Genomic DNA, 21,215 nt, shown 5'->3' with positions numbered 1-21,215 from the left:
GTTCTACTCCTTCGTCAGTTCCAACCTGCAAGTGGCCCTGCACGCCCTGCAGACCAACGGCCGCACCCAGGTGCTGTCGGCGCCATCGCTGGTGGTGATGAACAACCAGCCGGCGCAGATCCAGGTGGGGGACAACATTCCCATCAGTCAGACCACCGTCAATACCGGGGACGCCGACACCACCTTGAGCAGTGTGGAATATGTGCAGACGGGGGTGATTCTGGATGTGGTGCCGCGCATCAATCCGGGTGGGCTGGTGTACATGGATATCCAGCAACAGGTCAGTGATGCTCAGAACCCGACGGGGAACAGTGTGACGCCGGTGAACCCGCGTATCTCCACGCGCTCGGTGTCCACCCAGGTGGCGGTGCAGAGTGGCCAGACGGTGCTGCTCGGCGGGTTGATCAAGCAAGACAACGCTGAGAGCGTCAGTGCCGTGCCTTACCTGGGGAAGATTCCGGGGTTGCGCTGGTTGTTTGGCAATACCAGCAAGTCCAAGGACCGCACGGAGCTGATTGTGCTGATTACGCCGAGGGTGATTACCAGCAGCAGCCAGGCGCGGCAGGTGACGGATGATTATCGCCAGCAGATGCAGCTGTTGCGCCCTGCTCAATGATCCTGGCTGCACCGAGTACCCATGTGGGAGGGGGCTCGCTCCCGATGGTGGCTTGACACTCCGCAATCAAAAATGTGGGAGCTGGCTTGCCTGCGATGACAGCCTGCCAGCCGACACCTATCAACCTGACACCCCGCGATCAAAAATGTGGGAGCTGGCTTGCCTGCGATAACGGCGTGCCAGCCGACGCCTATCTACCTGACACTCCGCAATCAAACTGTGGGAGCGGGCTTGCTCGCGAAGGCGGCCTAACAGGCGACGCAGTTATACCGGGTACATATCCATTCCTGCGGTAACGGCCACTTAGGGTTCCGCCCTGACGGCGGCTCACTTTGCAAAAGCGGCAAAGTAAGCAAAACGCTCTTGCCCCACCACTCGGCACCTCGCCTGGGCTCGGTGTGCCCGTAATCCGCCAGTGATTTGGGGGGCCGCCGCCACGCGCCATCCATGGCGCGGGGCGGCTAAACCGGCATCCCTGCCGGTTTACCCCCCAAATCCCTGTCGAATTCCGGCCAGCGTGGTTTGACGGGGCGCTTAAGATCAAAAGCAGATCAAGATCAAGAGCGGCTCGCTTCGCATCGTGGTTACCGTCCTTAGTTACCGTTGCGATGGGGGCGTGTCAGTAAATGCATTTTGGCTGGCCCACAGTCATCAGGAGCACGCCCCCTTCCACACTTTGAGCGTTCTGCGAGCTCAGATTAAAAATCATTTTTATGAATAATTGTTTTTATAAATAATGAAAGTACAGAATATTAGCTTATGCCCAAATAGCATTATATTTTTAAAATCCATTCCGTTATGTTTGATCCCAACAGCCTACCCCTGACCTCGGATGGTACCCAGCGTGATTCAGATTCTGCGCGCCTGACCGGGTAATCATCCCGCCGCCGCAGAGTCGTTGGACGGGAGCTCAACGTATGTTGCCACTTCAAACCCCTCGCTTGCCCCACACCTAGCCCAAGCCGCATCGCCCCTTTGACTACCGGCCACGTCGCGCCAGGCGCGTGCCTGCCCGACTTTGCGATTTGGAAAAAGCTGGAATGGATATGAAGCAAATTCTGCAACCTACTGCTGCCCTGACCCTGTCGCTGTTCGCCGCAGCTTCGCAGGCCCAGGAAGACAGCACTTTGTCTACGGTCGTTGTGACCGGCAACCGTGGCGCCGAGCAGCGTACGGTCACCAGCAGCCCGGTGCCGATTGACGTGGTCAGCGCCCGGCAATTGCAAAACACCGGCAAGCCCGGGTTGATGGAGGCGTTGAGCGCGGTGATCCCGTCGCTGACCCTGCCGGAAAAAACCGGTTGGGACGCCAGCGGCATTGCCCGGGCACCGAACCTGCGGGGTTTGAGCGCCGCCGAAGTGTTGGTGCTGGTCAACGGCAAGCGCCGCCACACCAGTGCCACCTTGAATATCAACGGCATCAACACCGGCGCGGCGCCGGCTGATCTGGACCTGATCCCCATCAGCGCCATCGACCATGTCGAAGTGCTGCGCGATGGTGCGGCTGCCCAATACGGGTCTGACGCCATCGCAGGGGTGATCAACGTGATCCTCAAGGCCGACACCCGCGGTACTTCGGTGACCCACGCCGGCCTTGGCTACGACGGCAAGAAACAGACCGTGCAGCAAAGCCTCAACAAGGGCTTCGAAATCGGCAACGGCGGCATCGTGCAACTGGCCCTGGATGCGCGCAGCCAGAACGATGACAACAAGGCCAGCGCCAACGGCTACACCTATGAGCAAGCCTATGGCCTGGCGGGCAAGTCCACCTATGGCGGCTACGGTACGCCCAAGACCAACCTGCTGACCCTGGGCTACAACGCCGAGTTGCCGATCGACGACAGCCTCAGCCTCTACTCCTTTGCCACCTACTCGCGACGCAAGGCCGAGCAGGGGCAGAACTTCCGTCTGCCGACCATCACCAACACCATCACCACCGGGCCTAACGGTTACCCGGCCGGGTACACCCCGACCTGGTACATCGACGAGGACGACTTCCAGGCGGCGTTTGGTGGCAAGGGTACTGTGGGCGAGTGGGACTGGGACTTGTCTACCACCTATGGGCGCAACGAAGCGGAGCAGGGCACCACCCACAACCAGAACCCTTCCCTGGGCGAAGCCACGCCGAACAGCTTCACCTCCGGTACCTGGATTTCCACCGAGCTGACCACCAACCTGGACTTCAAGCGTGGCTTCGACATCGGACTGCAAAAGCCCTTGGACCTGTCCTATGGCTTCGAGCATCGGCGCGACACTTACGAGGTGCAAGCCGGCGATTACGCGTCTTATGCCAATGGCGGTTACTGCGTGGCGCCGGGTAACTGTGCGTCGTCCGGGGCACAGGTCACCAACGGTATTTCACCGGACGAAGAAAGCAGCGCGTCACGCAACAGCCTGGCCGGTTACGTGGATGTGGGTTTCAACCCCATGCCGGACTGGTACGTTGGCACGGCGGTGCGTTATGAGCATTACAACGAGGGCGTGGGCGCCACCCGCAGCGGCAAGCTGACCACCCGCTACGACTTCACCCCGCAGTTCGCGGTGCGTGCCACCGTGAGCAATGGCTTTCGTGCGCCGTCCCTGGCCAACAGTCTGTTCAGTGCGCGCTCCACCACCTATGGCGTCGTCGATGGGGTGTATCAGTCGATCAACTATGGCGTGCTCCCCGTGGGCTCGGCGGCGGCCCAGGCGCTAGGCGCGCAGGCGTTGAAGCCCGAGCGCTCCACCAACTTCAGTCTTGGTTTCACGCTCACGCCCACCGACCGCCTGAGCTTCACCGCCGATGCCTACGTGATCAACCTGCGTGACCGCATCACCCTTACCGGCACCTTGCTGGGCCCGGAAGTCACCCAGGTGCTGCAGAACAACGGCATCAACTCCACCTCCGGCGGCCAGTACTTTATCAACGGCGCCGACACCCGCACCAAAGGTCTGGACCTAGTCAGCAGCTACAACCAGGACCTGGGCGCGTTCGGCGCGCTGAAGTGGACCGCCGCGTTCAACTGGAACCAGACCCAAATCCGCAACTACAAGGAATCCACCCACATTCTTGGTACCTCCTACGACCTGATGGACCGCCAGGCGCGCAACCTGATCACCGGCGTGCAACCCAACACCAAGCTGATCCTGGGCGGTGACTGGAGTATCGAACGCTTCAACCTCAACCTGGCCCTGACCCGCTACGGCTCGTACAAGGAAGTGAACTCATCGGCCAATCGTGACCTGGACCGGGTCTACAACGCCCGCTGGATCACCGACCTCGACCTGGGCTACAGCCTCACCAAAGACCTGAACATCGCCATCGGCGCCAAGAACCTGTTCGACCTCTATCCCAAGAAACAAGGGGTGCCGAGCAGCACCATGGTTGCCAGCTACGGCACCTATTCGCCCTACGGTTTTACCGGTGGGTATTACTACACCCGGCTGACTTACGCCTTCTGAGGCCTGCGAGGAAAAGAACATGCCCATTGTCGCCAAACCCTATGACCTGCTGGATGAAGTCAGCGCCCAACCGCTGCGCCAGCGCCGTGCCGCCACGCCGATCAAGGCGTTGCGCGTGGTGCCGGCCCGGCACCCCTGGCGCTGGGCCGGGTCGATTTTCGCCGCGCTGGTATTACTCGCCATCGTGCACTCCCTGGCTACGAACCCGCGCTGGGAATGGGGGGTGTTCGGCCAGTGGTTCTTTTCGCCCTCGGTGCTGCGCGGGTTGGGCCAGACGTTGCTGCTGACGCTGTTGAGCACAGTCTTCAGCATCCTGCTGGGTACCGCGCTGGCCCTGGCGCGGTTGTCGGGTTCGCCGTTGCTGGCGGCGTTGGCCTGGGGCTATATCTGGTTTTTCCGGTCGATGCCGGCGCTGCTGGTGCTGATCATCCTCTACAACTTTGCTTACCTGTACGACCACATCGTGCTAGGCGTGCCGTTCACCGACCTGGTGTTCGCCGAGTGGTCGACGGTGGATGTGCTCAGCCAATTTACCGTGGCCGTCCTGGGCTTGAGCCTGATGCAGGCGGCCTACGCGGCGGAGATCATTCGCGGTGGGCTGATTGGCGTGGATGCCGGCCAGCATGAGGCGGCGGCGGCCTTGGGTCTGCCGGCCTCTCGACGCATCTTCAGGATCATCCTGCCCCAGGCACTGCGCTCGATTTTGCCGTCGGGGTTCAACGAAATCATCGGCCTGGTCAAGGGCACCTCGATTGTCTACGTGCTGGCCTTGCCCGAGCTGTTCTATACCGTGCAGGTCATCTACAACCGCACCCAGGCGGTGATCCCGTTGCTGATCGTCGCCACGGTCTGGTACCTGATCATCACCACCGTGCTCACCAGCGCCCAGTATTACGTCGAGCGCCACTTCGCCCGGGGCACCGCGCGGGTGCTGCCACCCACGCCGTTGCAGCGCGTGCGCCGCTGGTTCAAGGAGAAGGCCCATGCCTGAAGCACGCGCCGGGCGCATTCAGATCCAGGGCGTGGGCAAGCGCTTTGGCAACCAGCAGGTACTCGATCATATCGACCTGAGCATTGACCCTGGCAAGGTCACGGTGATCCTCGGGCCGTCCGGCTCGGGCAAGTCCACCTTGCTGCGCACCATCAACCATTTGGAGAAGATCGACAGCGGGCATATCACCATCGACGGTGAGTACGTCGGATATCGGCGCAAAGGCGAGCTGCTTTTTGAACTCACCGAACGCGAGATTCTCAAGCGCCGTATCGACGTGGGCTTCGTGTTCCAGAACTTCAACCTGTTTCCCCACCTCACCGCCTGGGAAAACATCGCCGAAGCGCCCCTGGCGCACAAGCGCTGGAGCCGGCTGCAGGCCCGTGACAAGGCCGATGAATTACTCGCCAAGGTCGGCCTGGCGGACAAGGCCGACGCCTACCCGCGCCAGCTCTCCGGCGGCCAACAGCAACGCGTCGCCATCGCCCGGGCCTTGGCGCTCGACCCCAAAGTGCTGCTGTTCGACGAGCCCACCTCGGCCCTCGACCCGGAACTGGTGGGCGAGGTGCTGGACGTGATCAAGGGCCTGACCCAACTGGGCGTGACCCTGGTGATCGTCACCCATGAGATCGGCTTTGCCCGCGAAGTGGCCGACCACGTGGTGTTCCTCTGCGACGGCCAACTGATCGAAGAAGGCCCGCCCGAACAGATCCTGCGCCAACCCCGACATCCCCGCACCCAGGCCTTTCTCGGCAAAGTGCTTTAGTTCAAGGAGTGACTGCCCATGTTTATCACCACTGCCCGTGTCGTCCTGCTGGCAATTGCCGGGGCCGCTGCCCACAGCGCATTTGCCGTGCAACAGGTCGACCTCAGCCCCGATCGCCCGCGCATCCATGCGCCACGCAATGAAGCGGCCATCGCGCAGATCCCGCCGGGCTTCAAGTTCGCCCAGCCGGGCAAGTTCACCGTGGCCGTGTCAGGCGTAGCCGGGCCACCGCTGGCGCTGCTGGCCAGTGACGACAAGACCACCATCGGCAGCGAGGCCGACACCGCCCAATTGGTAGCCGACAGCCTTGGCCTGCAACTCAACGTCGTGCAGACCAGCTGGGAAGACTGGCCCCTGGGCGTCAGCTCGGGCAAATACGACGCGGTGATCAGCAACGTCACCGTGACCGAGGCACGCAAGAAGCGTTTCGACTTCGCCACCTACCGCCAGGATGTGCTCGGCTTTTACGTCAAGAGCACCAGCAAGATCAATGAGATCAAGCAGGCGGCGGACATTGCCGGGCTGAAGATCATCGTCGGCTCCGGCACCAACCAGGAAAAGGTCCTGCTGGCGTGGAACGAGGCCAATGAGAAAGCCGGTCTCAAACCTGCGTTGTTGCAGTACTTCGACGACCAGGCCGCCGCACAACTGGCGGTGCAGTCGGGACGCAGTGACGCACTGTTCGGGCCGAACTCGGTGTACGCCTATTCGGCGGCGATCACCGGCGGCATCAAGCGCGTCGGCACCGTCAACGGTGGCTGGCCGTTGCAGGCCGATATCGCGGTAACCACGCGCAAGGACAACGGCTTGGTCAAACCGATTCACACCGCCCTGCAAGGTGCGATTGCCGGGGGGCAATATGCGCAGGTGCTGCAACGTTGGGGCCTGGATGTGGAACGGGTCGACCAGTCGCTGATCAACCCGCCTGGGCTGCCGGATTAAGGAGGTACAGACATGGGACTGACACGACGTGAAGCGCTGTCGAGTATCGCAGCGGTGGGCGGTGAGAAAGCGGTCAAGGATGCACTGGCAGTGTTGGGTCTGGGCCCATCGTCACACCGTCGACCGCAACCACTGAAACTCAAGGACGGCCTGGGGCAGGGCACCCGTGTACTGGTGCTGGGCGCCGGGATTGCCGGGCTGGTCACTGCGCTGGAATTGACGCGCGCCGGCTTCAGCGTGCAGGTGCTGGAGGCTCGCGAGCGCGTGGGTGGCCGCACCTGGACCCTGCGTAACGGCGACCGCGTGGACTATAAGGACGGTCGCTCGCAGACGGTGGGGTTTGACCCAGGCCAGTATTTCAACGCCGGGCCGGCGCGCATCCCCAGCCAGCACCGCACGATCCTCGACTATTGCAGTGAGCTTGGCGTGCCGTTGGAAGTGCTGGTCAACAGCAGCCATGGCGCCCAGGTGCGGCCGGACCTCAGCCAAGCGGCGTTCAGTGTCGGCCAGGCGCTCAACGATACCCGCGGGCATCTGTCGGGGTTGCTGGCCAAGGCGGTGCAACGCGACGCTCTCGATGATGTATTAAGTGGCGAAGAGCGCACACGCCTGCTCGGTTTTTTGCAGGTGTACGGTGACCTGTCCCAAGAGCTGGCTTTTGAAGGCACCCTGCGCTCCGGGCACCTTGAATCGGCCGCCCACCCTGGCGCCTTGCCCGACCGCCGCAGGCCGTTGACGTTAGAGCGGTTGCTGCACCCGGAACTCTGGGGGGCTTTACTGCACACCGAGTTCCCGGAATTTTCGGCCACCATGTTCCAGCCAGTGGGCGGCATGGACCGCATCACCGAGGCCTTCTACCGACGCGTGCAGGAGCAGGTGCAACTGGGCGCCCAGGTGCGGCAGATCCGCCAGCTGGAGGACGGCGTGGCGGTGACCTACCACGACCAGCACAGTGGCCGTGAACAGGTGGTGCGTGCCGACTTTCTGGTCTCCACCTTGCCGCTGCCCCTGCTGGCCAAGCTCGATACGGACTTCAGCGCGCCGGTCAAGGCGGCCCTGCTCAGCACCCGCAGCGACCAGGCGACCAAGGTGGCCTGGCAATCCCCGCGCTTTTGGGAGACCGACTACCGTACCTACGGCGGCTTGTCGTGGATCGAGCACCCGGCGCGCCTGCTGTGGTACCCCAGCAACGACCTCAACACCCGCGAAGGCGTGCTGGTGGCCGGTTACGTGACCGGCGAGGGCGCTGACGTGTTTGGCGGCCAGCCCCTCGATCAGCAGTACGCCGCTTCCCGGCAAGCCGTGGAGCTGTTGCATCCAGGTTATTCCAGGCACTTGCGCAATCCTCTGGCGGTGTCCTGGGAGCAGATCCCCTACAGCGAAGGCCCGTGGTTGCAACGCGAACACTTCCCCGCCGAGGCCCACGCCCTGCTTGAACAGCCCCATGGCCGGGTGTACTTCGCCGGCGACGGCCTGGTGCAGAGCGGCGTGGGTATCTGGCAGGAATCGGCAGCCAACTCGGCGCGCCATGTGGTCGCGCAACTGGCCGAGCGCATCACCCAACAACACCAACTCGCGGCGTTGGCCGCATCCTGAGGAGCCTCACCATGAGCGACAGCATCCAACGCACCAGCGTCGGCGAATTCCCCATCTCGCAAACCGTCACCGTGCCGGCCTCGGCCAGCCTGGTGTTTGTCAGCGGCACGCTGCCGGACCCCGCCGACCCGAAGGTGCCTGGGGTATATGGCGACACCGAAGTGCAGAGCGTTTCAGTGTTCAACAAACTGCGCCAGATCCTGCGCCAACACGACCTGGACCTGGGCGACATCGTGCAGTTACGGGTGTTTCTGGTCGGCGCCGAAGAGACCGATGGCAAGCTGGATTTTGCCGGGTTGCAGCGCGGCTATACCCAGTTCTTTGGCACGCCCGAACAGCCAAACAAACCGGCGCGCACCGCGTTGCAAGTAGTGGCGTTGCCGTTGCCGGGGGCGTTGGTGGAGGTGGAGGCGATTGCGGCCAGGGCGGTGTGATCACACCCGTCACTCTGCGGCGTGGAGCCTTTGCTCTGTCGCTTGATCGATCAGTGCTCGCAACGCTTCGAACAAGGGTTGGGCATCTGTGTGTTTTTTGCCGTAGGCCAGGTTGAAGGCGTAATCGAAATCGGGAGGGTTCAGCCCCTGGGTGTGCTGCAGCAGGGTCTCCAGTTTGTCCATGGCCTTGACGGCTTTTGCTTCCGGCGAAAGCGCGTTCTCGTAGTCATCCCATAACGCCAGGATCTCGGCTTTCAGGGGGCTGTCCAGGGACTGCGCCAAGAGCAGCAGATCGCGCCGTTCCTGTTCGCCCTTGTTGGGAAAGGCCACCTGATTAACCGCAGGGACATCGCCGTGGATGGCTTCGCCCAAATCGTGGATAACGCACATCTTGAGGATTTTCAGCAGGTCCAGGCCGGGCAATTGATCAGCGAACACCATCGCCATCAGACACAGGCGCCAACTGTGTTCGGCCGTGCTTTCAGTGCGACCCGAAGCCGTGTGGGCGCTTCTGAGCACATCCTTGAGTTTTTCCGCCTCGCGCAGAAAGTCGAGACGACCTTTGATTTTTTCCATGTCCATGCTGCTGCCCCGCAAGGTCGATTGTGCAGGTAAGCCTAGGTGCGGGAGTGCAGATCGTCCACGCATAAAATATGCGCGGCGGGCTTTATAGTGTTTCGACCAGGCGTGCTGCGCTGCCATCGCTCAGGGTCATGCGTGTCCAGCGACAGATGCTGGGGCGTATGGGCACGAGGTTGGAATCGTTGCTTCCAGTGGCGAACTCAAGAGCCGGTGGCGCCTGGGTTTCGCGCCAGCCGGTGTGCTCCAGGCTGGCTTCGATCAGTTGGATTTGCGGCGTTGCGAAGCGCCACAACGACTGGCCCATAAGCTCGGCGAGCGGGCTGCTGAACTGGCGTGCGCGGGAGGGCGAGCACGCGAGCAGGCGGTGAGTCAGGTCGCATACCAGGTGCATCGCTTGTGAACTCTCACTGACCAGCCGGGCCAATGCCTGATCGGCGGCTGCATCAAGCCGGGCTGCCAACAGTTGCTCTAGCTGCTGATGCGCAGCCGGATCCATCGCTTGTACGCCACTTTCCCAGCGCGAAATAGTCGATTGCGTGACGTTGAACAACTGCGCCGCATGACTTTGCTTGATGCGGTGCAGCAAACGCCACCGCCGCAGCGCAATGCCGGGCAAGGCAGGCTTGAGCAACGAGTGAGGCATCTGTGATTCCTGAGTTGGCGGGTTGATGACGAGTGTGATGACAAGAGGGCGGTGGTGCAAATGAGTGGGATGAACGGCCCACATGGTTACTCTCTATTCCTGCAACAGCAATGCCTGCTGCTTGAGCCTGCGTTTTTGCGCAAACAGCAAGCTCTCATCATCCCCATACGGCGCGCTATACCAGTTGCCGTAGCTCGGGTTGGGCAGCAGGAACCAACGCTGACCTAGCCAATTCACATAGGGTTCGACGGCCTTGCGTTGTGCATCCAGGGTGTTGTGTTCGGCTTGCACGAAATCTCCCAGCGAGTCACCGGCCATCAACAGCACGCGGGCATGGCTGGCGACCCACTGGCGGCGGCACTGCTTGCCGTAGCCCGCGCTTTCGCAGTGGCCGATGGGGGTGCTGGCCGCCAGCATCTGTGCGTCGCTCTCAATCGGAAAGCCGCGCAAACGCAGGTTTTTGGCGGTGGCCGCGACCTGGCTGTGTTCGCGGTTGGTGAGGTAGTAAACCTGGATGCCTTTTTGCCGGGCCGCCTGCAGGAACGCTACCGAGCCTGGCAGTGCCTGGGCCTTGGCCTGGTTGACCCAGGTGTTCCAGCGGTCATAGGAATAGACCTGATTGTTGATGATGTCGCGAGCGTTGAGCGGCACGTTGTCCAGCAGCGTTTCGTCGATGTCCACCACCACGGCCGGGGGCAAGCCGGCCATGTTGCGTGGGGCAAAGGGCAGGGCGTCCCAGCTCGGGTCGGCCAGGGCGACATCCAGTTGGCGGGTGGCATTGGCGAAGAGCTGGCGGTAGATCAACTCGTGCTCGATGGAGGTCTGAGTCCAGAGCACGGCGTCGAGTTGGTCGTTGGCAGGCGGGTGTTGCTGGCAGCCCGCGAGGGCGGTGGTGAGCAAGCAGAGGCTGACGAAGAACAGGTTGCGCATTGGGCTCGGTCTCGAAGAACGTGGTGGCGTGGTCTGCACGCCAGTCTAATCACTTGAGAGGCTCGCGGCTCGTTGCCGTTTCGGAATCGTCTTAAAGCCAGGCTTCACCCTTGGCGGGTAATGTAGCGAGCGTTGAAGGATCGTCGTCGCTGCCCATCTGCCAGGTTTGCCTATGTCCAATAAAACATTACGTTTTCTGATCGCCGACGGGGAGCATTTGCAGCGGGTCAAGATCGAGAAAATGCTCAACCAGTTGGGCTATTACCGTATCGCCCCCTTGAGCTCATTCGAAGAAGTGCAGGCGCTGACGCGCTCGAACGGCGTGATGTTCGACCTGTTGATCATCAACACCGCGCTGGCGCTTTCGCGCCAGTTCGACCTGCTGAAGTTCTGCCGTGAGAACCCGATGATCCGGCATGCGCTGATCTACGACGGGCAGTGCGCGCAGCGGTCAGTGGTGCCGGTGTCGGCCAGCCAGACCTTGCATCTGTCGTTGTCGCAATCGCCGGATTTCAACTCCCTGTGCCGCTGCCTGGAAATGCTCGACCCAGCGGCGATGGCGCGTGTCGCCGGGATGTCACCCAAGCGTTGAGCGTCAGCGCCCCCAGCTGGGCAGGTGGTGATTGCCCATTCGCCAATGGGGCTGCCGAGGCCTGAGGCACACACCGCCGACCCAACGCTCATGGCTGACGTGGTCCATCCAGTTGGCGTCGCCGTTCAATACAGCCTGCCCCAGTGGCGTCAACGCCAAGGGGCGCTTAGGCCATGGTTGATCCCTCTCTGTTTCCACCAGCAACGGCTGCTCGCCATCGATCAACGGCCGCATCAGCGCATGAAACATCAGGTCGCCAAGGAACGGCAGGGATTCGCGCCTGGCCATCAACTCTGCGAAGACCCGGGCAAACGCCACTGGCCCGCTTTCGGCGATATACCTCAGCGCCAAGCGCTCGGTCAGTGAGAGGCCATCCTCAATCCCTGGCAACTCCTGCAATTGGCGGCGTAGCGCCGGTGCAAGCAGCGGCAGGCTCGGGTGAGCGGTACGGGCCAGTTCTGCCAGCTTGATCGGCGAGGGGGCGCAGTAAGCCGACCAGGCTTGTTTGGCCACGTGCACGGCCGCGTCGTCGATCAAGCGTCGCTGAGGCCACAGCCAGGCAAGCACGTCGGGCGCCAGTTGCCCGATGCCGATAAACCGTTCGACGCCCGGTATGCGGTCGACCTCGATCAGCTCAAGCTTTTTTGGCGCGCGTTCAAGGCTTGAGAGTGCGCGAATCAGGAACAGTTGGTCATAGGCGTCCGCTTCACACCACAGCACGCTATGTTCGGCGCCGGCCAGTGCGTCCAATTGGGTGTATTCCTCGTCAACGCGCAGGTTTACATCAGCAGGGGTCAAGGCAAAAGTCTGGCTGATAAAAGCGCTGCGCAGGCGGCGGAATTCGGCGCTGGGAAGATTGCGTACGGGGCCCATGCACAGTGGGTCGCTGAGCATCTGGAAGCGGCCCTTGAACCCAGCCACCAGCAAGCTGTGGGCAATGTCATTGCCACAGCGCCAATGGTGAGTGCGTGCCTCGTCGCTGGCCTCGAAACCGGGGTGGCGCGCAGCAAAGTCCAGGGCATCGATATGCGCCTTGAGCTTGGGCCAACTGGCAAAACCCAATTGCCTGGCGACCTGCCATTGGGCCTGGGCCAAGGTGGCGCTGGGGTCTAGTTTTTTCAGGTGCGACAACAGTTCCTTGGCGCGCTTGCGCTGCTGCTCAAGGTTGAGGCGGCCATTGGTAGAGGAGGCCAAAGGGCGTTGCGACATACGAGCTCCTTGCACAAACCTTTTCCGCTTCAAGGTTGGGAGTCGTAGAAATGTGGTGGAGCTGGGATGTCTTGGGCGCAGCCCTTTCCGCGGAAGGTGGCGTAGAGAGCGCCAGGCGGGAAATATAGGCAGCATTGCCGTTCGGTGCAACCCTGAAAATGTGGGCTTGCCCCAATGCCACTCTGTCAAGCGCAGTTCCCGTGTGGGAGCGGGCTTGCGAAAGCGGTAGGTCAGTCGCTGCATCTGTTACTGCACCACCGCTTTCGCAGGCAAGCCAGCTCCCACATTGAATCTTCGTGCATTGCGTTCGCTTAATTCATCGACATTGGGGCAGGTGCTGTTTTATTTGTCCTGGCGCGCATCCAGGGTTTTTTGATGCTCGGCCAGGAAGGGTTGCTCCGCTGGATCAAAGCGATCAATCCCGGCTGTGAAGCGGTGCCAGTAGGGGTACAACGGCTGACGGCGAGTGACGGCTTCGATGCGCGCCGACTGCTCTTCGGTGAGTTTCAGCTCGGTGGCCGCCAGGTTGTCGCGCAGGTGTGCTTCCGTACGGGCGCCGATAATCAGCGAGGTGATCCCCGGGCGATCCTTGAGCCAGGCCAGGCAGGTGCGGGCGACCGAGACGCCGTGTTCATCACCGACGGCGGCGAGGGTCTCGATAATGTCCAGCGCACGCTCCTGGTCGTGGACGTAGGGTTCCGGCCAACCGCTGCCCTGGCGGGTATTGGCGGGCGGCTTGTGCCCGCGTCGGGTCGTGCCGGTCAGCAAGCCTTCGCCCATCGGGCCCCATACCAAAGTGCCGACCTTCTGGTCCAGGGCCAACGGCAGCAACTCGTACTCGGCCTCGCGGGATTCCGGGGTGTAGTAGATCTGCTGGGTAATCGGCTTGAGCATGCCGTGCAGTTCAGCCTTGCCCAGGGTTTTCATCATCTGCCAGGCGGTGAAATTGCTGGTGCCGAAGTAGCGGATCTTGCCTGAGCCGACCAACAGGCGCAGGGCTTCCAGGGTCTCTTCGATTGGCGTCATGCCGTCCCAGTTGTGCAGTTGGTACAAGTCAATGTGGTCGGTGCCCAGGCGCTTGAGGCTGGCTTCGCAGGCGCGGATCAAGTGGTAGCGCGACGAGCCGGAGTTGTTGGGGTTGTCGTCCACCGGGCTGCGGCCTTTGGTGGCCAGCAGAATGTCGTTGCGCTTGTCGCCCAGCGCCTTGCCCACCACTTCTTCGGCCAGGCCGTGGGAATAGAGGTCGGCGGTGTCGACCATATTCACTCCGGCGTCGAACGCCATATCGAACATGCGCTTGGCCAGGGGCACGTCCACCGCCCCGCATTTTTCAAACTCTGCGCGACCGCCAAAGGGCACGGTGCCCAGGATGATTTCCGATACCAGCAGGCCGGAATGACCCAGTTGTCGGTACTGCATGTTGCCTCCTACTTAACGTTGCACGTGAAGGTGTGAACGACGGGGACGGCGATAGTTTGAATTTTTTCATGAAATCCTCGCGCCAGGCTTGGCTGCGACGTGCACGAGGGATTGTTTCGCTGGATGAAATGCTGGATTGTGAATCCTGGTCATTCCGCCAGGCATGGCAGTGGTAGAACATCCCTGGCGTCGATACCCACTCATTTGGAGCCTGTCATGACCCAGCCTGCGATCAAACTCTATGGTTTCCCCCTGTCCGGCCATTCCCACCGGGTCGAACTGATGTTGTCCCTGCTGGGGCTGGCGAGTGAATTTATCCTGGTGGACCTCAAGCAAGGTGCGCATAAAGCGCCTGAGTTCCTCACCACCTTGAACAGCTTTGGCCAGGTGCCGGTGATTGATGACGGCGGCACGGTACTGGCCGACTCCAATGCGATCCTGATTTATCTGGCCAGCACCTATGGCCGCGGGGAATGGCTGCCGAGCGACCCTGTCGGGCAAGCCCGGGTGCAGCGTTGGCTCTCGGCCGCCGCCGGCCCACTCCATGCCGGCCCTGCCACGGCGCGCTTGGCCACGGTGTTTGGCGCCGAGGTGGACACTGTCAGCGCAATCAACCGCGCCCATGCCTTGCTGAACGTGATGGAACAGCAACTGAGCCAGAGCCGTTTCCTCGCCAGTGAGCAGCCCAGCATTGCCGATATCGCTTTCTACACCTACGTGGCCCATGCGCCGGAAGGCAATGTGTCCCTGGCCGACTACCCTGAGGTGCGCGCCTGGCTCGCCAGAATCGAAGCACTGCCGGGTTTTGTCGGCATGCCGCGCACGGCTGTCGGTTTGCAATCGAGTTGAAGCCCAGCACCTGTGGCGAGGGAGCTTGCTCCCGCTGGGCTGCGCAGCAGCCCCAACAAGGCTGCCGTATTTATTCAGCCAAACCGCGCTGGCAGCTTTCAGGGCCGCTGCGCGCCCCAGCGGGAGCAAGCTCTCTCGCCACAGGGGGACACATAATCAGAAGGCGTAAAGATGGATCGATTTCATGAAATGCAGGTGTTCCTGGCCGTGGCCGAGGAGGAGGGCTTCGCTGCTGCCGCCCGGCGCCTGAACACGTCGCCGCCCAGCGTGACCCGCGCCATTGCCGCCATGGAACAACGCATCGGCACGCAGTTGCTGGCGCGCACCACCCGCAGCCTGCACTTGACCGAAGCCGGCCAGCGTTACCTGGACGATTGCCGACGCATCCTTGCCGAGCTGGACGAAGCCGAGGAAGCGGCGGCGGGCAGCTACTCCATCCCGGGCGGCCAGTTGACGGTGACCGCACCGGTACTGTTTGGCGAGCTGTATGTGGCGCCGGTACTGGGGGATTATCTGGACCGTTTTCCGTTGGTGAGTATCAACGCCTTGCTGGTCGATAGGGTGGTCAATATGACCGACGAAGGTGTTGACGTGGCGGTGCGTATCGGCCACCTGCAGCCATCCTTGCAGCAAGCGATCAAGGTCGGCGAAGTACGCCGGGTGGTGTGCGCATCGCCGGCTTATCTTGACCAACACGGGCGCCCCCAGCGCCCCGAGCAGTTGCGTGAGGCCAAGCTCGTCACCTCATCGTCCAGCCAACTGATCAGTGAGTGGACATTCGTTGACGCCGGCCAGCCGCTGAAGGTACCGATCGCGCCACGCCTGGTTGTCACCGCCAACAATGCCGCGATCAACCTGGCCCGCCTGGGGTGGGGCATGACGCGGGTGCTGTCTTATCAAGTCGCGGCAGCGGTGGCGGCGGGGGAACTGGAACTGGTGCTGGAGGATTTCGAACCGGCGCCGCTGCCGATCCACGTCGTATTCCAGCAAAACGGCCGAGTGCCGGCCAAGGTCAATACTTTTGTGGATTTCCTCAGCCATCGCCTTGGGCATGACCCGGCCCTGAGCGCCGCGACCAAGCAGCGTGCCTGATGGAGCGTTATCGCGATATGCAGCTGTTTGCCGCGCTGGCCGGGCAACCCAGCCTGGCGTCGGCGGCACGCCATGCGCAGGTTTCCGGGCCGACGCTGGTACGTGCAGTTGCGCGCCTGGAGGCACGCCTGCGCGTGGTGTTGCTGCAACGTAGTACACGCGGTGTCAACCTGACCGATGCAGGCCAGGCTTACCTTGCCGACTGCGTGCGCCTGCTGGCAGCGGTGGACGCGGCCGAGGCCTCGGCCAACGGTTTGCATGTGCAGGCCCAGGGCGACCTGCGGATATTTCTGCCGTTGCTGTTCAGCCGCAATGTCATGGCGCCGCTGTTGGCCGGTTATGCGGATCGCTACCCGGCGGTGCGTGTCATCGCTCATTACCACGACTCTTACCCGAACCTGCACGTAGAGGGGTTGGACGTAGCGGTGCTGATCGGTGAGTTGCCCAACTCGTCACTCATTGCGCGGCAAGTCGGGCAGGTGCGCACTGTCGTATGTGCCAGCCCCGCTTACTTGGCGACCCGGGGCGAACCCCGGCATCCGGCTGAACTCAAGCAGCATCATCTGATTGCCAGCGCCGACCCGGTGCACTGGGATTTCCCGCATTACACCCTCAAGGCTCGCGCCCGGCTGCGTTGCGCCACTGTCCAAGGCGCGATCAATGCAGCGGTGCAGGGGGCGGGCGTGATTCGAGCCTTGAGTTACCCGCTGCACGAACACCTGGCGAGCGGCCAGTTGCAGCGCCTGTTGCCTACCTTCGAGTTGCCGCCGCAGCCGGTGCATGTGGTCTACCGCGAAGGCCGTCATGCGTCGATGCGCGTGCGCAGCTTTGTCGACTACTGCGTCACCGCGTTGCGCGAGCATCCGGCGTTTCAGTTGGCGTAATAGTGGATTGCCCTGGGTGGGCATTCTCTCCATTACGGCCTGGGCGCAGCATGCTCGTATCTAACCGGAGGTGAGCGCCATGCACTCGATTGAAGCAACCCCTTGGCATGTCGGCGAACGACACATGCAGGAAAGTGCCGGCGTCTCTGAACGCATGGCCATGATCGGGCCCAAGGTCATTCGTGATCATTTGCCTGAGCAGCACCGCGATTTTTATCCGCTGCTGCCGTACTTGATCGCGGGTGTGGTGGACGAACAAGGCATCCCCTGGGCAACGATGCTGGAAGGCGCTCCAGGGTTTGCGCATTCACCGGACTCACACACGCTGCAGATCGACAGCCTGCCCGCCAAAAGCGATCCCGCCTGGGCTGGGATAACGGATGGCGCGGCGATCGGCCTGCTGGGCATCGACCTCAACACCCGCCGCCGCAATCGCATGAATGGCCGGATCGGATCGCTTGAGGATGAGGGCTTTGCGGTGGACGTAGTGCACACCTTCGGCAATTGCCCCAAGTACATCCAACTGCGGCCCGTCGCTGGCATTGCACGCAAACCCGGCAACCTGGCCGAGCGCAGCTGCCGCCTGGACGACGCCGCACAAGCGCTGATCCGCCACGCCGACACCTTCTTCGTCGCCAGCTACATCGACCAGCACGGCGAACGCTCGGTGGACGTCTCCCACCGAGGCGGCAATACGGGATTTGTGCGCGTGGAAGGCAACGTACTGACCATCCCGGATTTTGCCGGCAACCTGTTCTTCAACACCCTCGGCAACCTGCACGCCAACCCGGTGGCGGGGTTGTTGTTTGTTGATTTTGAGACCGGTGACGTGCTGCAAGTGGCCGGGCGTACAGCCTTGATCCTCAGTGGCCCGCAAGTAGCTGAGTTAGAAGGCGCGCAGCGCTTGTGGACAGTGACGGTGGAACATGTGGTCCGCCGCCCGGCAGCGTTGGCCTTGCGTTGGCAATTCGCTGAATTTTCACCGCACAGCCTGGCGATGGGCACCTGGTAGCCTGGCACGATAATGCCTTGTAGGAGCGAGCTTGCTCGCGAAAAACGTCAACGATAACGCGTGCTTCCTGAGTAAGCGCGGCGGCTGTGGGTTTTTCGCGAGCAAGCTCGCTCCTACAGAAGGTGGTGTGAAGTGTGGCGCAGGCTGGTGGGTGAGCTCACTCTAGGGAAGACGGTCGAGTCATGCCGTAATCAGCATTGGGAAACAGCTGATTGGTCATCTCGATGATTTTGCTTTGCGCATCGATGAACTTGCCCATTCGGGCGCCACCCGAAGTTGAGTCATACAACGCCTGTCCGACCCTTCGACCGTTCTCGAACACCTGAATATCGGCGAAGCTCATGTACAGCGCCATGTCCCAGCTCCATGTACCGATATAAGTGGTCGACAGCGCGCAACTGGCGGGCGGGGCGCCTGGCGGCAACTCGCGGGGTTGAAAGCCCTTACTGCGTAATTGAGCGGTGTAAGTCGTATTGAAGCCTTCACGCAAGCCTGCGGCGGGAATCATGCAGATTTCGGGCGAGTGAATAGTTGAGGAGGGAACAGGGGTGACGGTTTGGGTGATGCTGCAGCCGGTGAGGGCGCCGCATACCAGTAAGCCAGCGAGGGTTGTTACCTGGTGCATAGCGACCTCCATGTCATAAGTAGTGGCTGGATGATAGCAGTGAAGTTCCAGCATGGATCACTATCTACTGAGACGCGGCCGATCCAATGTGGGAGCTGTCGAGCCCCAGCGAGGCTGCGATGGCGGCGGCACGGTCAACATATTCATTGCCTGACCCACCGCTATCGCGGCCTCGCTAAAGCTCGACGGCTCCCACAGGGGAATGTCATTGCCTGTTGGGTTTGCGCGTTTTCATCAGGCCTCCGGGCACTCAAGGTTCAGCGCTTGACCCATGAACATGTTGCTGGATGTTGAACCGTCAGCGTGGGTAGTGTCTCTAGGTTAGCCTTGTCTTCCTACTGACAAACAAGGATTGGTCATGCAACGAAAGGTCATTAATCCCACGACGGTATTCAACTCCCTGCAATACGGATTCAGCCAGGCCATGGAAGTGCCAGAGGGTCGGCGGATCATGCTGTCCGGGCAGGTGGGGGTCGATGCTCAAGAGCGTACGGTGGGCCCAGGCATTGCGGAGCAGACGGCCACGGCGTTGGACAATGTCGAAAAGGTGCTGGCCGCGGTGGGCGGTGATCTGTCTCATGTGATCATGCTGCGGCTGTATATCGTCGAATCTGCCCGGGATCAGCAGGAGCCGATTGCCGAGGCGCTGCGCCAGCGCTTCGCGCACAACCCGCCGCCGTCTTCGTGGATTATCGTCAGTGGGTTGTCGTTGCCTGAGTGGTTGATCGAGGTTGAGGCGGAGGCGGTGGTTCCGTTCAGTTAGAACTTTTGCAGGAGCGAGCTTGCTTGCGAAAAAACCATAGCCGCCGCATGTATTCAGGATGCACGCGTTATCGTTGACGTTTTTCGCGAGCAGGCTCGCTCCTACAGCCATTCAATACCGAATCATCACCGACTTAAGCTCGGTGTAATCCTCAATAAACGCACCACCAAACTCCCGCCCTAACCCCGAAGACCGGCTACCCCCAAACGGCACTGCCGGGTCGAGCAAGGTGTGCATGTTCACCCACAGAGTCCCCGCCTTGATGGCCGGGATCATGCGCAGGGCCTTGCCCAGGTCATTGGTCCACAGGCTGGCGCTCAAGCCGAAGGGGCCGTGGTTCATCATGGCGAGCAGTTCGTCTTCATCGTCGTAGGGCAGGAAGGTGGCGATGGGGCCGAAGGTTTCTTCGTTGAGCAGGGTGTCGTGCAGGTGGTTGGCCAGGATCACGGTGGGTTCGACGTAGCAGCCGGGACGGTTGATGAGGTGGCCGCCGTGGATGATCGTGTTGTTTTCGGTGCGGGCCTGGTTGAAGTAGCCGAGCAGTTTTTGTTGGTGTTGCTGGTGGGTCACCGGGCCGAATTCGGTGTGTTCATCCAGGGGCGAGCCGATGGTCAGGCGGCTGAGACGCGCCTTGAGTTTTTCCAGCACGGCGTCGATTTGCGAGCGGTGCACGAAGAAACGTTCGGCCGCTGCGCAGATTTGCCCCGAGTGCAGGAAACCCGCTTCGATAATGCCATCCACCGCTTTGTCTACATCCATGTCGCGCAGGAAGCCGGCGGCGTTCTTGCCACCCAGTTCCAGGGTCGCACGGGTGAGCCCGGCGCCCATGGCGCTGCGGCCGACGGCGATGCCGGTGGGCACTGAGCCGGTGAAGGACACCTTGTGCGTGCCGGGATGTTCCACCAGCCCCTTGCCGACATGGCCGCCGCCGGTCAGCACGTTGAGCACCCCCGCCGGCAACCCGGCGTCGATGGCCAGTTCGGCGATGCGCAGCAGGGTCAGCGGCGTGAATTCGCTGGGCTTGATGATGATGCTGCAGCCGGTCACCAGCGCCGAGGCCAGCTTCCAGATGGCGATCATGGTCGAGAAATTCCACGGCACAATGCCCACCACCACGCCCACCGGTTCGCGCAAGGTGAAGGCGGTGTAACGCTCGCCATTGAACGAAGGCAGGGAGGGCGTGAGGGTCTGGCCGCTGAGCTTGGTGGCCCAGCCTGCGTAGTAGCGCAGGAAGTGCGCGGCCTGGTCGACCTCAAAGGCGCGGGAAATCTGGATGATCTTGCCCGACTGGCAGGTTTCGATCTGCGCCAGTTCTTCGCGATGGTGTTCCAGCAGGTCGGCCAATTTAAGCAGCACGTTGCCGCGGATGGCGGGCGCAGCCTGGGACCACAGCTGAAAGCCACGGTTGGCAGAAGCGACCGCAGCGTCGATATCCGCCAGGTCAGCATCGGCCACTTCGGCGATCACCTGGCCGTTGGCAGGGTTGATTACGTTCAGGGTTTGATCGGCGTGGCTGTGCACGCTGACACCGTCGATAAACAGCCCATGGCGGCGACGCAAAAAGGCTTCCACTTGAGGCAGCAACGGGATATCGCTCATGGCAGGTTCCTGGCAGTTCACAAAGAAAACCCGAGGTTAACCAACGCACTGATAAGCGGCTTGACTGTGCCTGCCAGCTTTTATGCCTGTGCCTGCCGTGCTTGTGAAAAGTACAAGCTTGCCTGCCGAACGTGCATTTCCCGCCTGCACGACCCGTTTGATACTGGCCCTGCATCCCGCGCCGTTCCACGATTCGGAGCGCCTGCCGGACTTCCAATAATAAGCAGGGCC

The 21,215-nt window shown here is 61.8% G+C and carries 20 protein-coding genes; 13 read left to right on the top strand and 7 right to left on the bottom strand.

Features of this window, described 5'->3' with window-relative positions:
• The 7 genes from GIV26_RS21710 to GIV26_RS21680 form a co-directional block, all read left to right on the top strand.
• On the top strand, positions 1–616 hold a 616-nt coding region (locus GIV26_RS21710), incomplete at its 5' end, for a type II secretion system protein GspD (RefSeq protein WP_442962914.1).
• Between the two features lie 1,046 nt (positions 617–1,662).
• Positions 1,663–4,056, top strand: coding sequence for a TonB-dependent receptor plug domain-containing protein (locus tag GIV26_RS21705; protein ID WP_236282166.1), 2,394 nt, complete (start codon positions 1,663–1,665; stop codon positions 4,054–4,056).
• A 19-nt stretch (positions 4,057–4,075) separates the two neighbouring features.
• A complete protein-coding gene (locus GIV26_RS21700; RefSeq protein ID WP_054898355.1) occupies positions 4,076–5,047 on the top strand; it encodes an amino acid ABC transporter permease in 972 nt (323 codons plus the stop codon).
• Positions 5,040–5,813, top strand: a complete 774-nt coding sequence (locus GIV26_RS21695; protein WP_034128215.1) for an amino acid ABC transporter ATP-binding protein — start codon at positions 5,040–5,042, stop codon at positions 5,811–5,813. The genes GIV26_RS21700 and GIV26_RS21695 overlap by 8 nt, the downstream gene beginning before the upstream one ends.
• 18 nt (positions 5,814–5,831) lie before the next feature.
• On the top strand, positions 5,832–6,755 hold the full coding sequence (locus tag GIV26_RS21690; RefSeq protein ID WP_236282158.1) for an ABC transporter substrate-binding protein: 924 nt from the start codon (positions 5,832–5,834) through the stop codon (positions 6,753–6,755).
• A 12-nt stretch (positions 6,756–6,767) separates the two neighbouring features.
• On the top strand, positions 6,768–8,351 hold the full coding sequence (locus GIV26_RS21685) for a flavin monoamine oxidase family protein (protein WP_236282156.1): 1,584 nt from the start codon (positions 6,768–6,770) through the stop codon (positions 8,349–8,351).
• An 11-nt stretch (positions 8,352–8,362) separates the two neighbouring features.
• Complete coding sequence (locus tag GIV26_RS21680) at positions 8,363–8,785, top strand: RidA family protein (RefSeq protein ID WP_032896335.1); 423 nt, start codon at positions 8,363–8,365, stop codon at positions 8,783–8,785.
• 9 nt (positions 8,786–8,794) lie between these two features.
• Here GIV26_RS21680 and GIV26_RS21675 read toward each other — a convergent pair whose 3' ends face one another.
• The 3 genes from GIV26_RS21675 to GIV26_RS21665 form a co-directional block, all read right to left on the bottom strand.
• The gene (locus GIV26_RS21675; RefSeq protein ID WP_054917517.1) at positions 8,795–9,367 is read right to left on the bottom strand and encodes an HD domain-containing protein; all 573 of its coding nucleotides are present in this window, start codon (positions 9,365–9,367) and stop codon (positions 8,795–8,797) included.
• Between the two features lie 85 nt (positions 9,368–9,452).
• Positions 9,453–10,010, bottom strand: coding sequence for a helix-turn-helix domain-containing protein (locus tag GIV26_RS21670; RefSeq protein ID WP_034128210.1), 558 nt, complete (start codon positions 10,008–10,010; stop codon positions 9,453–9,455).
• A 93-nt stretch (positions 10,011–10,103) separates the two neighbouring features.
• On the bottom strand, positions 10,104–10,940 hold the full coding sequence (locus GIV26_RS21665; protein WP_236282154.1) for a 5'-nucleotidase, lipoprotein e(P4) family: 837 nt from the start codon (positions 10,938–10,940) through the stop codon (positions 10,104–10,106).
• A gap of 172 nt (positions 10,941–11,112) precedes the next feature.
• Between GIV26_RS21665 and GIV26_RS21660 the strand changes: the two genes are divergently transcribed.
• Positions 11,113–11,532 (top strand): chemotaxis protein CheY, encoded by a 420-nt coding sequence (locus tag GIV26_RS21660; protein WP_205548317.1) that lies wholly within the window; start codon positions 11,113–11,115, stop codon positions 11,530–11,532.
• 3 nt (positions 11,533–11,535) lie between these two features.
• On the opposite strand, the gene GIV26_RS21655 is transcribed toward GIV26_RS21660, so the two are convergent.
• Together GIV26_RS21655 and GIV26_RS21650 are read right to left on the bottom strand one after the other, a co-directional pair.
• Positions 11,536–12,741: a DUF1835 domain-containing protein gene (locus GIV26_RS21655; RefSeq protein WP_236282152.1), complete on the bottom strand. Its 1,206-nt coding sequence runs from the start codon at positions 12,739–12,741 to the stop codon at positions 11,536–11,538.
• A gap of 342 nt (positions 12,742–13,083) precedes the next feature.
• Positions 13,084–14,160, bottom strand: coding sequence for an aldo/keto reductase (locus GIV26_RS21650; protein WP_089042179.1), 1,077 nt, complete (start codon positions 14,158–14,160; stop codon positions 13,084–13,086).
• 216 nt (positions 14,161–14,376) lie between these two features.
• Between GIV26_RS21650 and GIV26_RS21645 the strand changes: the two genes are divergently transcribed.
• The 4 genes from GIV26_RS21645 to GIV26_RS21630 all read left to right on the top strand — a co-directional run bounded on the left by GIV26_RS21645 (position 14,377) and on the right by GIV26_RS21630 (position 17,997).
• A complete protein-coding gene (locus GIV26_RS21645) occupies positions 14,377–15,009 on the top strand; it encodes a glutathione S-transferase family protein (protein ID WP_236282150.1) in 633 nt (210 codons plus the stop codon).
• Positions 15,010–15,180: 171 nt separating this feature from the next.
• Entirely contained in the window at positions 15,181–16,101 is a 921-nt protein-coding gene (locus GIV26_RS21640) for a LysR family transcriptional regulator (protein ID WP_236282148.1), read from the top strand.
• Entirely contained in the window at positions 16,101–16,985 is an 885-nt protein-coding gene (locus tag GIV26_RS21635) for a LysR family transcriptional regulator (RefSeq protein WP_236282146.1), read from the top strand. Before GIV26_RS21640 ends, GIV26_RS21635 begins: the two co-directional genes overlap by 1 nt.
• A gap of 79 nt (positions 16,986–17,064) precedes the next feature.
• Positions 17,065–17,997 carry a pyridoxamine 5'-phosphate oxidase family protein gene (locus GIV26_RS21630; RefSeq protein WP_236282145.1) on the top strand — a complete coding sequence of 311 codons (933 nt, stop codon included), beginning with the start codon at positions 17,065–17,067 and terminating at the stop codon, positions 17,995–17,997.
• Positions 17,998–18,154: 157 nt separating this feature from the next.
• On the opposite strand, the gene GIV26_RS21625 is transcribed toward GIV26_RS21630, so the two are convergent.
• Positions 18,155–18,622, bottom strand: a complete 468-nt coding sequence (locus tag GIV26_RS21625) for an Sbal_3080 family lipoprotein (RefSeq protein ID WP_054897399.1) — start codon at positions 18,620–18,622, stop codon at positions 18,155–18,157.
• A gap of 358 nt (positions 18,623–18,980) precedes the next feature.
• On the opposite strand from GIV26_RS21625, the gene GIV26_RS21620 reads away from it, so the two are divergent.
• Complete coding sequence (locus tag GIV26_RS21620) at positions 18,981–19,385, top strand: RidA family protein (protein WP_060763682.1); 405 nt, start codon at positions 18,981–18,983, stop codon at positions 19,383–19,385.
• 111 nt (positions 19,386–19,496) lie between these two features.
• Here GIV26_RS21620 and GIV26_RS21615 read toward each other — a convergent pair whose 3' ends face one another.
• Positions 19,497–20,984: an aldehyde dehydrogenase family protein gene (locus GIV26_RS21615; protein WP_236282143.1), complete on the bottom strand. Its 1,488-nt coding sequence runs from the start codon at positions 20,982–20,984 to the stop codon at positions 19,497–19,499.
• Positions 20,985–21,215: the final 231 nt, after the last annotated feature.

The sequence above is a fragment of the Pseudomonas sp. PA-1-3F genome, from assembly GCF_021609665.1.
In the GTDB taxonomy this organism is placed as follows: Bacteria; Pseudomonadota; Gammaproteobacteria; order Pseudomonadales; family Pseudomonadaceae; genus Aquipseudomonas; species Aquipseudomonas paracarnis.
This window is presented reverse-complemented; position numbering and strand designations above follow the sequence as displayed.

Excerpts from the sequence above, each read along its gene's own strand:
- GIV26_RS21700 (WP_054898355.1), top strand. The coding sequence starts at position 4,076 with ATGCCCATTGTCGCCAAACCCTATGACCTGCTGGATGAAGTCAGCGCC.
- GIV26_RS21670 (WP_034128210.1), bottom strand. The coding sequence starts at position 10,010 with ATGCCTCACTCGTTGCTCAAGCCTGCCTTGCCCGGCATTGCGCTGCGG.
- GIV26_RS21695 (WP_034128215.1), top strand. The coding sequence starts at position 5,040 with ATGCCTGAAGCACGCGCCGGGCGCATTCAGATCCAGGGCGTGGGCAAG.
- GIV26_RS21625 (WP_054897399.1), bottom strand. The coding sequence starts at position 18,622 with ATGCACCAGGTAACAACCCTCGCTGGCTTACTGGTATGCGGCGCCCTC.
- GIV26_RS21655 (WP_236282152.1), bottom strand. The coding sequence starts at position 12,741 with ATGTCGCAACGCCCTTTGGCCTCCTCTACCAATGGCCGCCTCAACCTT.
- GIV26_RS21675 (WP_054917517.1), bottom strand. The coding sequence starts at position 9,367 with ATGGACATGGAAAAAATCAAAGGTCGTCTCGACTTTCTGCGCGAGGCG.
- GIV26_RS21630 (WP_236282145.1), top strand. The coding sequence starts at position 17,065 with ATGCACTCGATTGAAGCAACCCCTTGGCATGTCGGCGAACGACACATG.
- GIV26_RS21665 (WP_236282154.1), bottom strand. The coding sequence starts at position 10,940 with ATGCGCAACCTGTTCTTCGTCAGCCTCTGCTTGCTCACCACCGCCCTC.
- GIV26_RS21615 (WP_236282143.1), bottom strand. The coding sequence starts at position 20,984 with ATGAGCGATATCCCGTTGCTGCCTCAAGTGGAAGCCTTTTTGCGTCGC.
- GIV26_RS21650 (WP_089042179.1), bottom strand. The coding sequence starts at position 14,160 with ATGCAGTACCGACAACTGGGTCATTCCGGCCTGCTGGTATCGGAAATC.
- GIV26_RS21685 (WP_236282156.1), top strand. The coding sequence starts at position 6,768 with ATGGGACTGACACGACGTGAAGCGCTGTCGAGTATCGCAGCGGTGGGC.
- GIV26_RS21635 (WP_236282146.1), top strand. The coding sequence starts at position 16,101 with ATGGAGCGTTATCGCGATATGCAGCTGTTTGCCGCGCTGGCCGGGCAA.
- GIV26_RS21705 (WP_236282166.1), top strand. The coding sequence starts at position 1,663 with ATGAAGCAAATTCTGCAACCTACTGCTGCCCTGACCCTGTCGCTGTTC.
- GIV26_RS21645 (WP_236282150.1), top strand. The coding sequence starts at position 14,377 with ATGACCCAGCCTGCGATCAAACTCTATGGTTTCCCCCTGTCCGGCCAT.
- GIV26_RS21690 (WP_236282158.1), top strand. The coding sequence starts at position 5,832 with ATGTTTATCACCACTGCCCGTGTCGTCCTGCTGGCAATTGCCGGGGCC.
- GIV26_RS21640 (WP_236282148.1), top strand. The coding sequence starts at position 15,181 with ATGGATCGATTTCATGAAATGCAGGTGTTCCTGGCCGTGGCCGAGGAG.
- GIV26_RS21660 (WP_205548317.1), top strand. The coding sequence starts at position 11,113 with ATGTCCAATAAAACATTACGTTTTCTGATCGCCGACGGGGAGCATTTG.
- GIV26_RS21680 (WP_032896335.1), top strand. The coding sequence starts at position 8,363 with ATGAGCGACAGCATCCAACGCACCAGCGTCGGCGAATTCCCCATCTCG.
- GIV26_RS21620 (WP_060763682.1), top strand. The coding sequence starts at position 18,981 with ATGCAACGAAAGGTCATTAATCCCACGACGGTATTCAACTCCCTGCAA.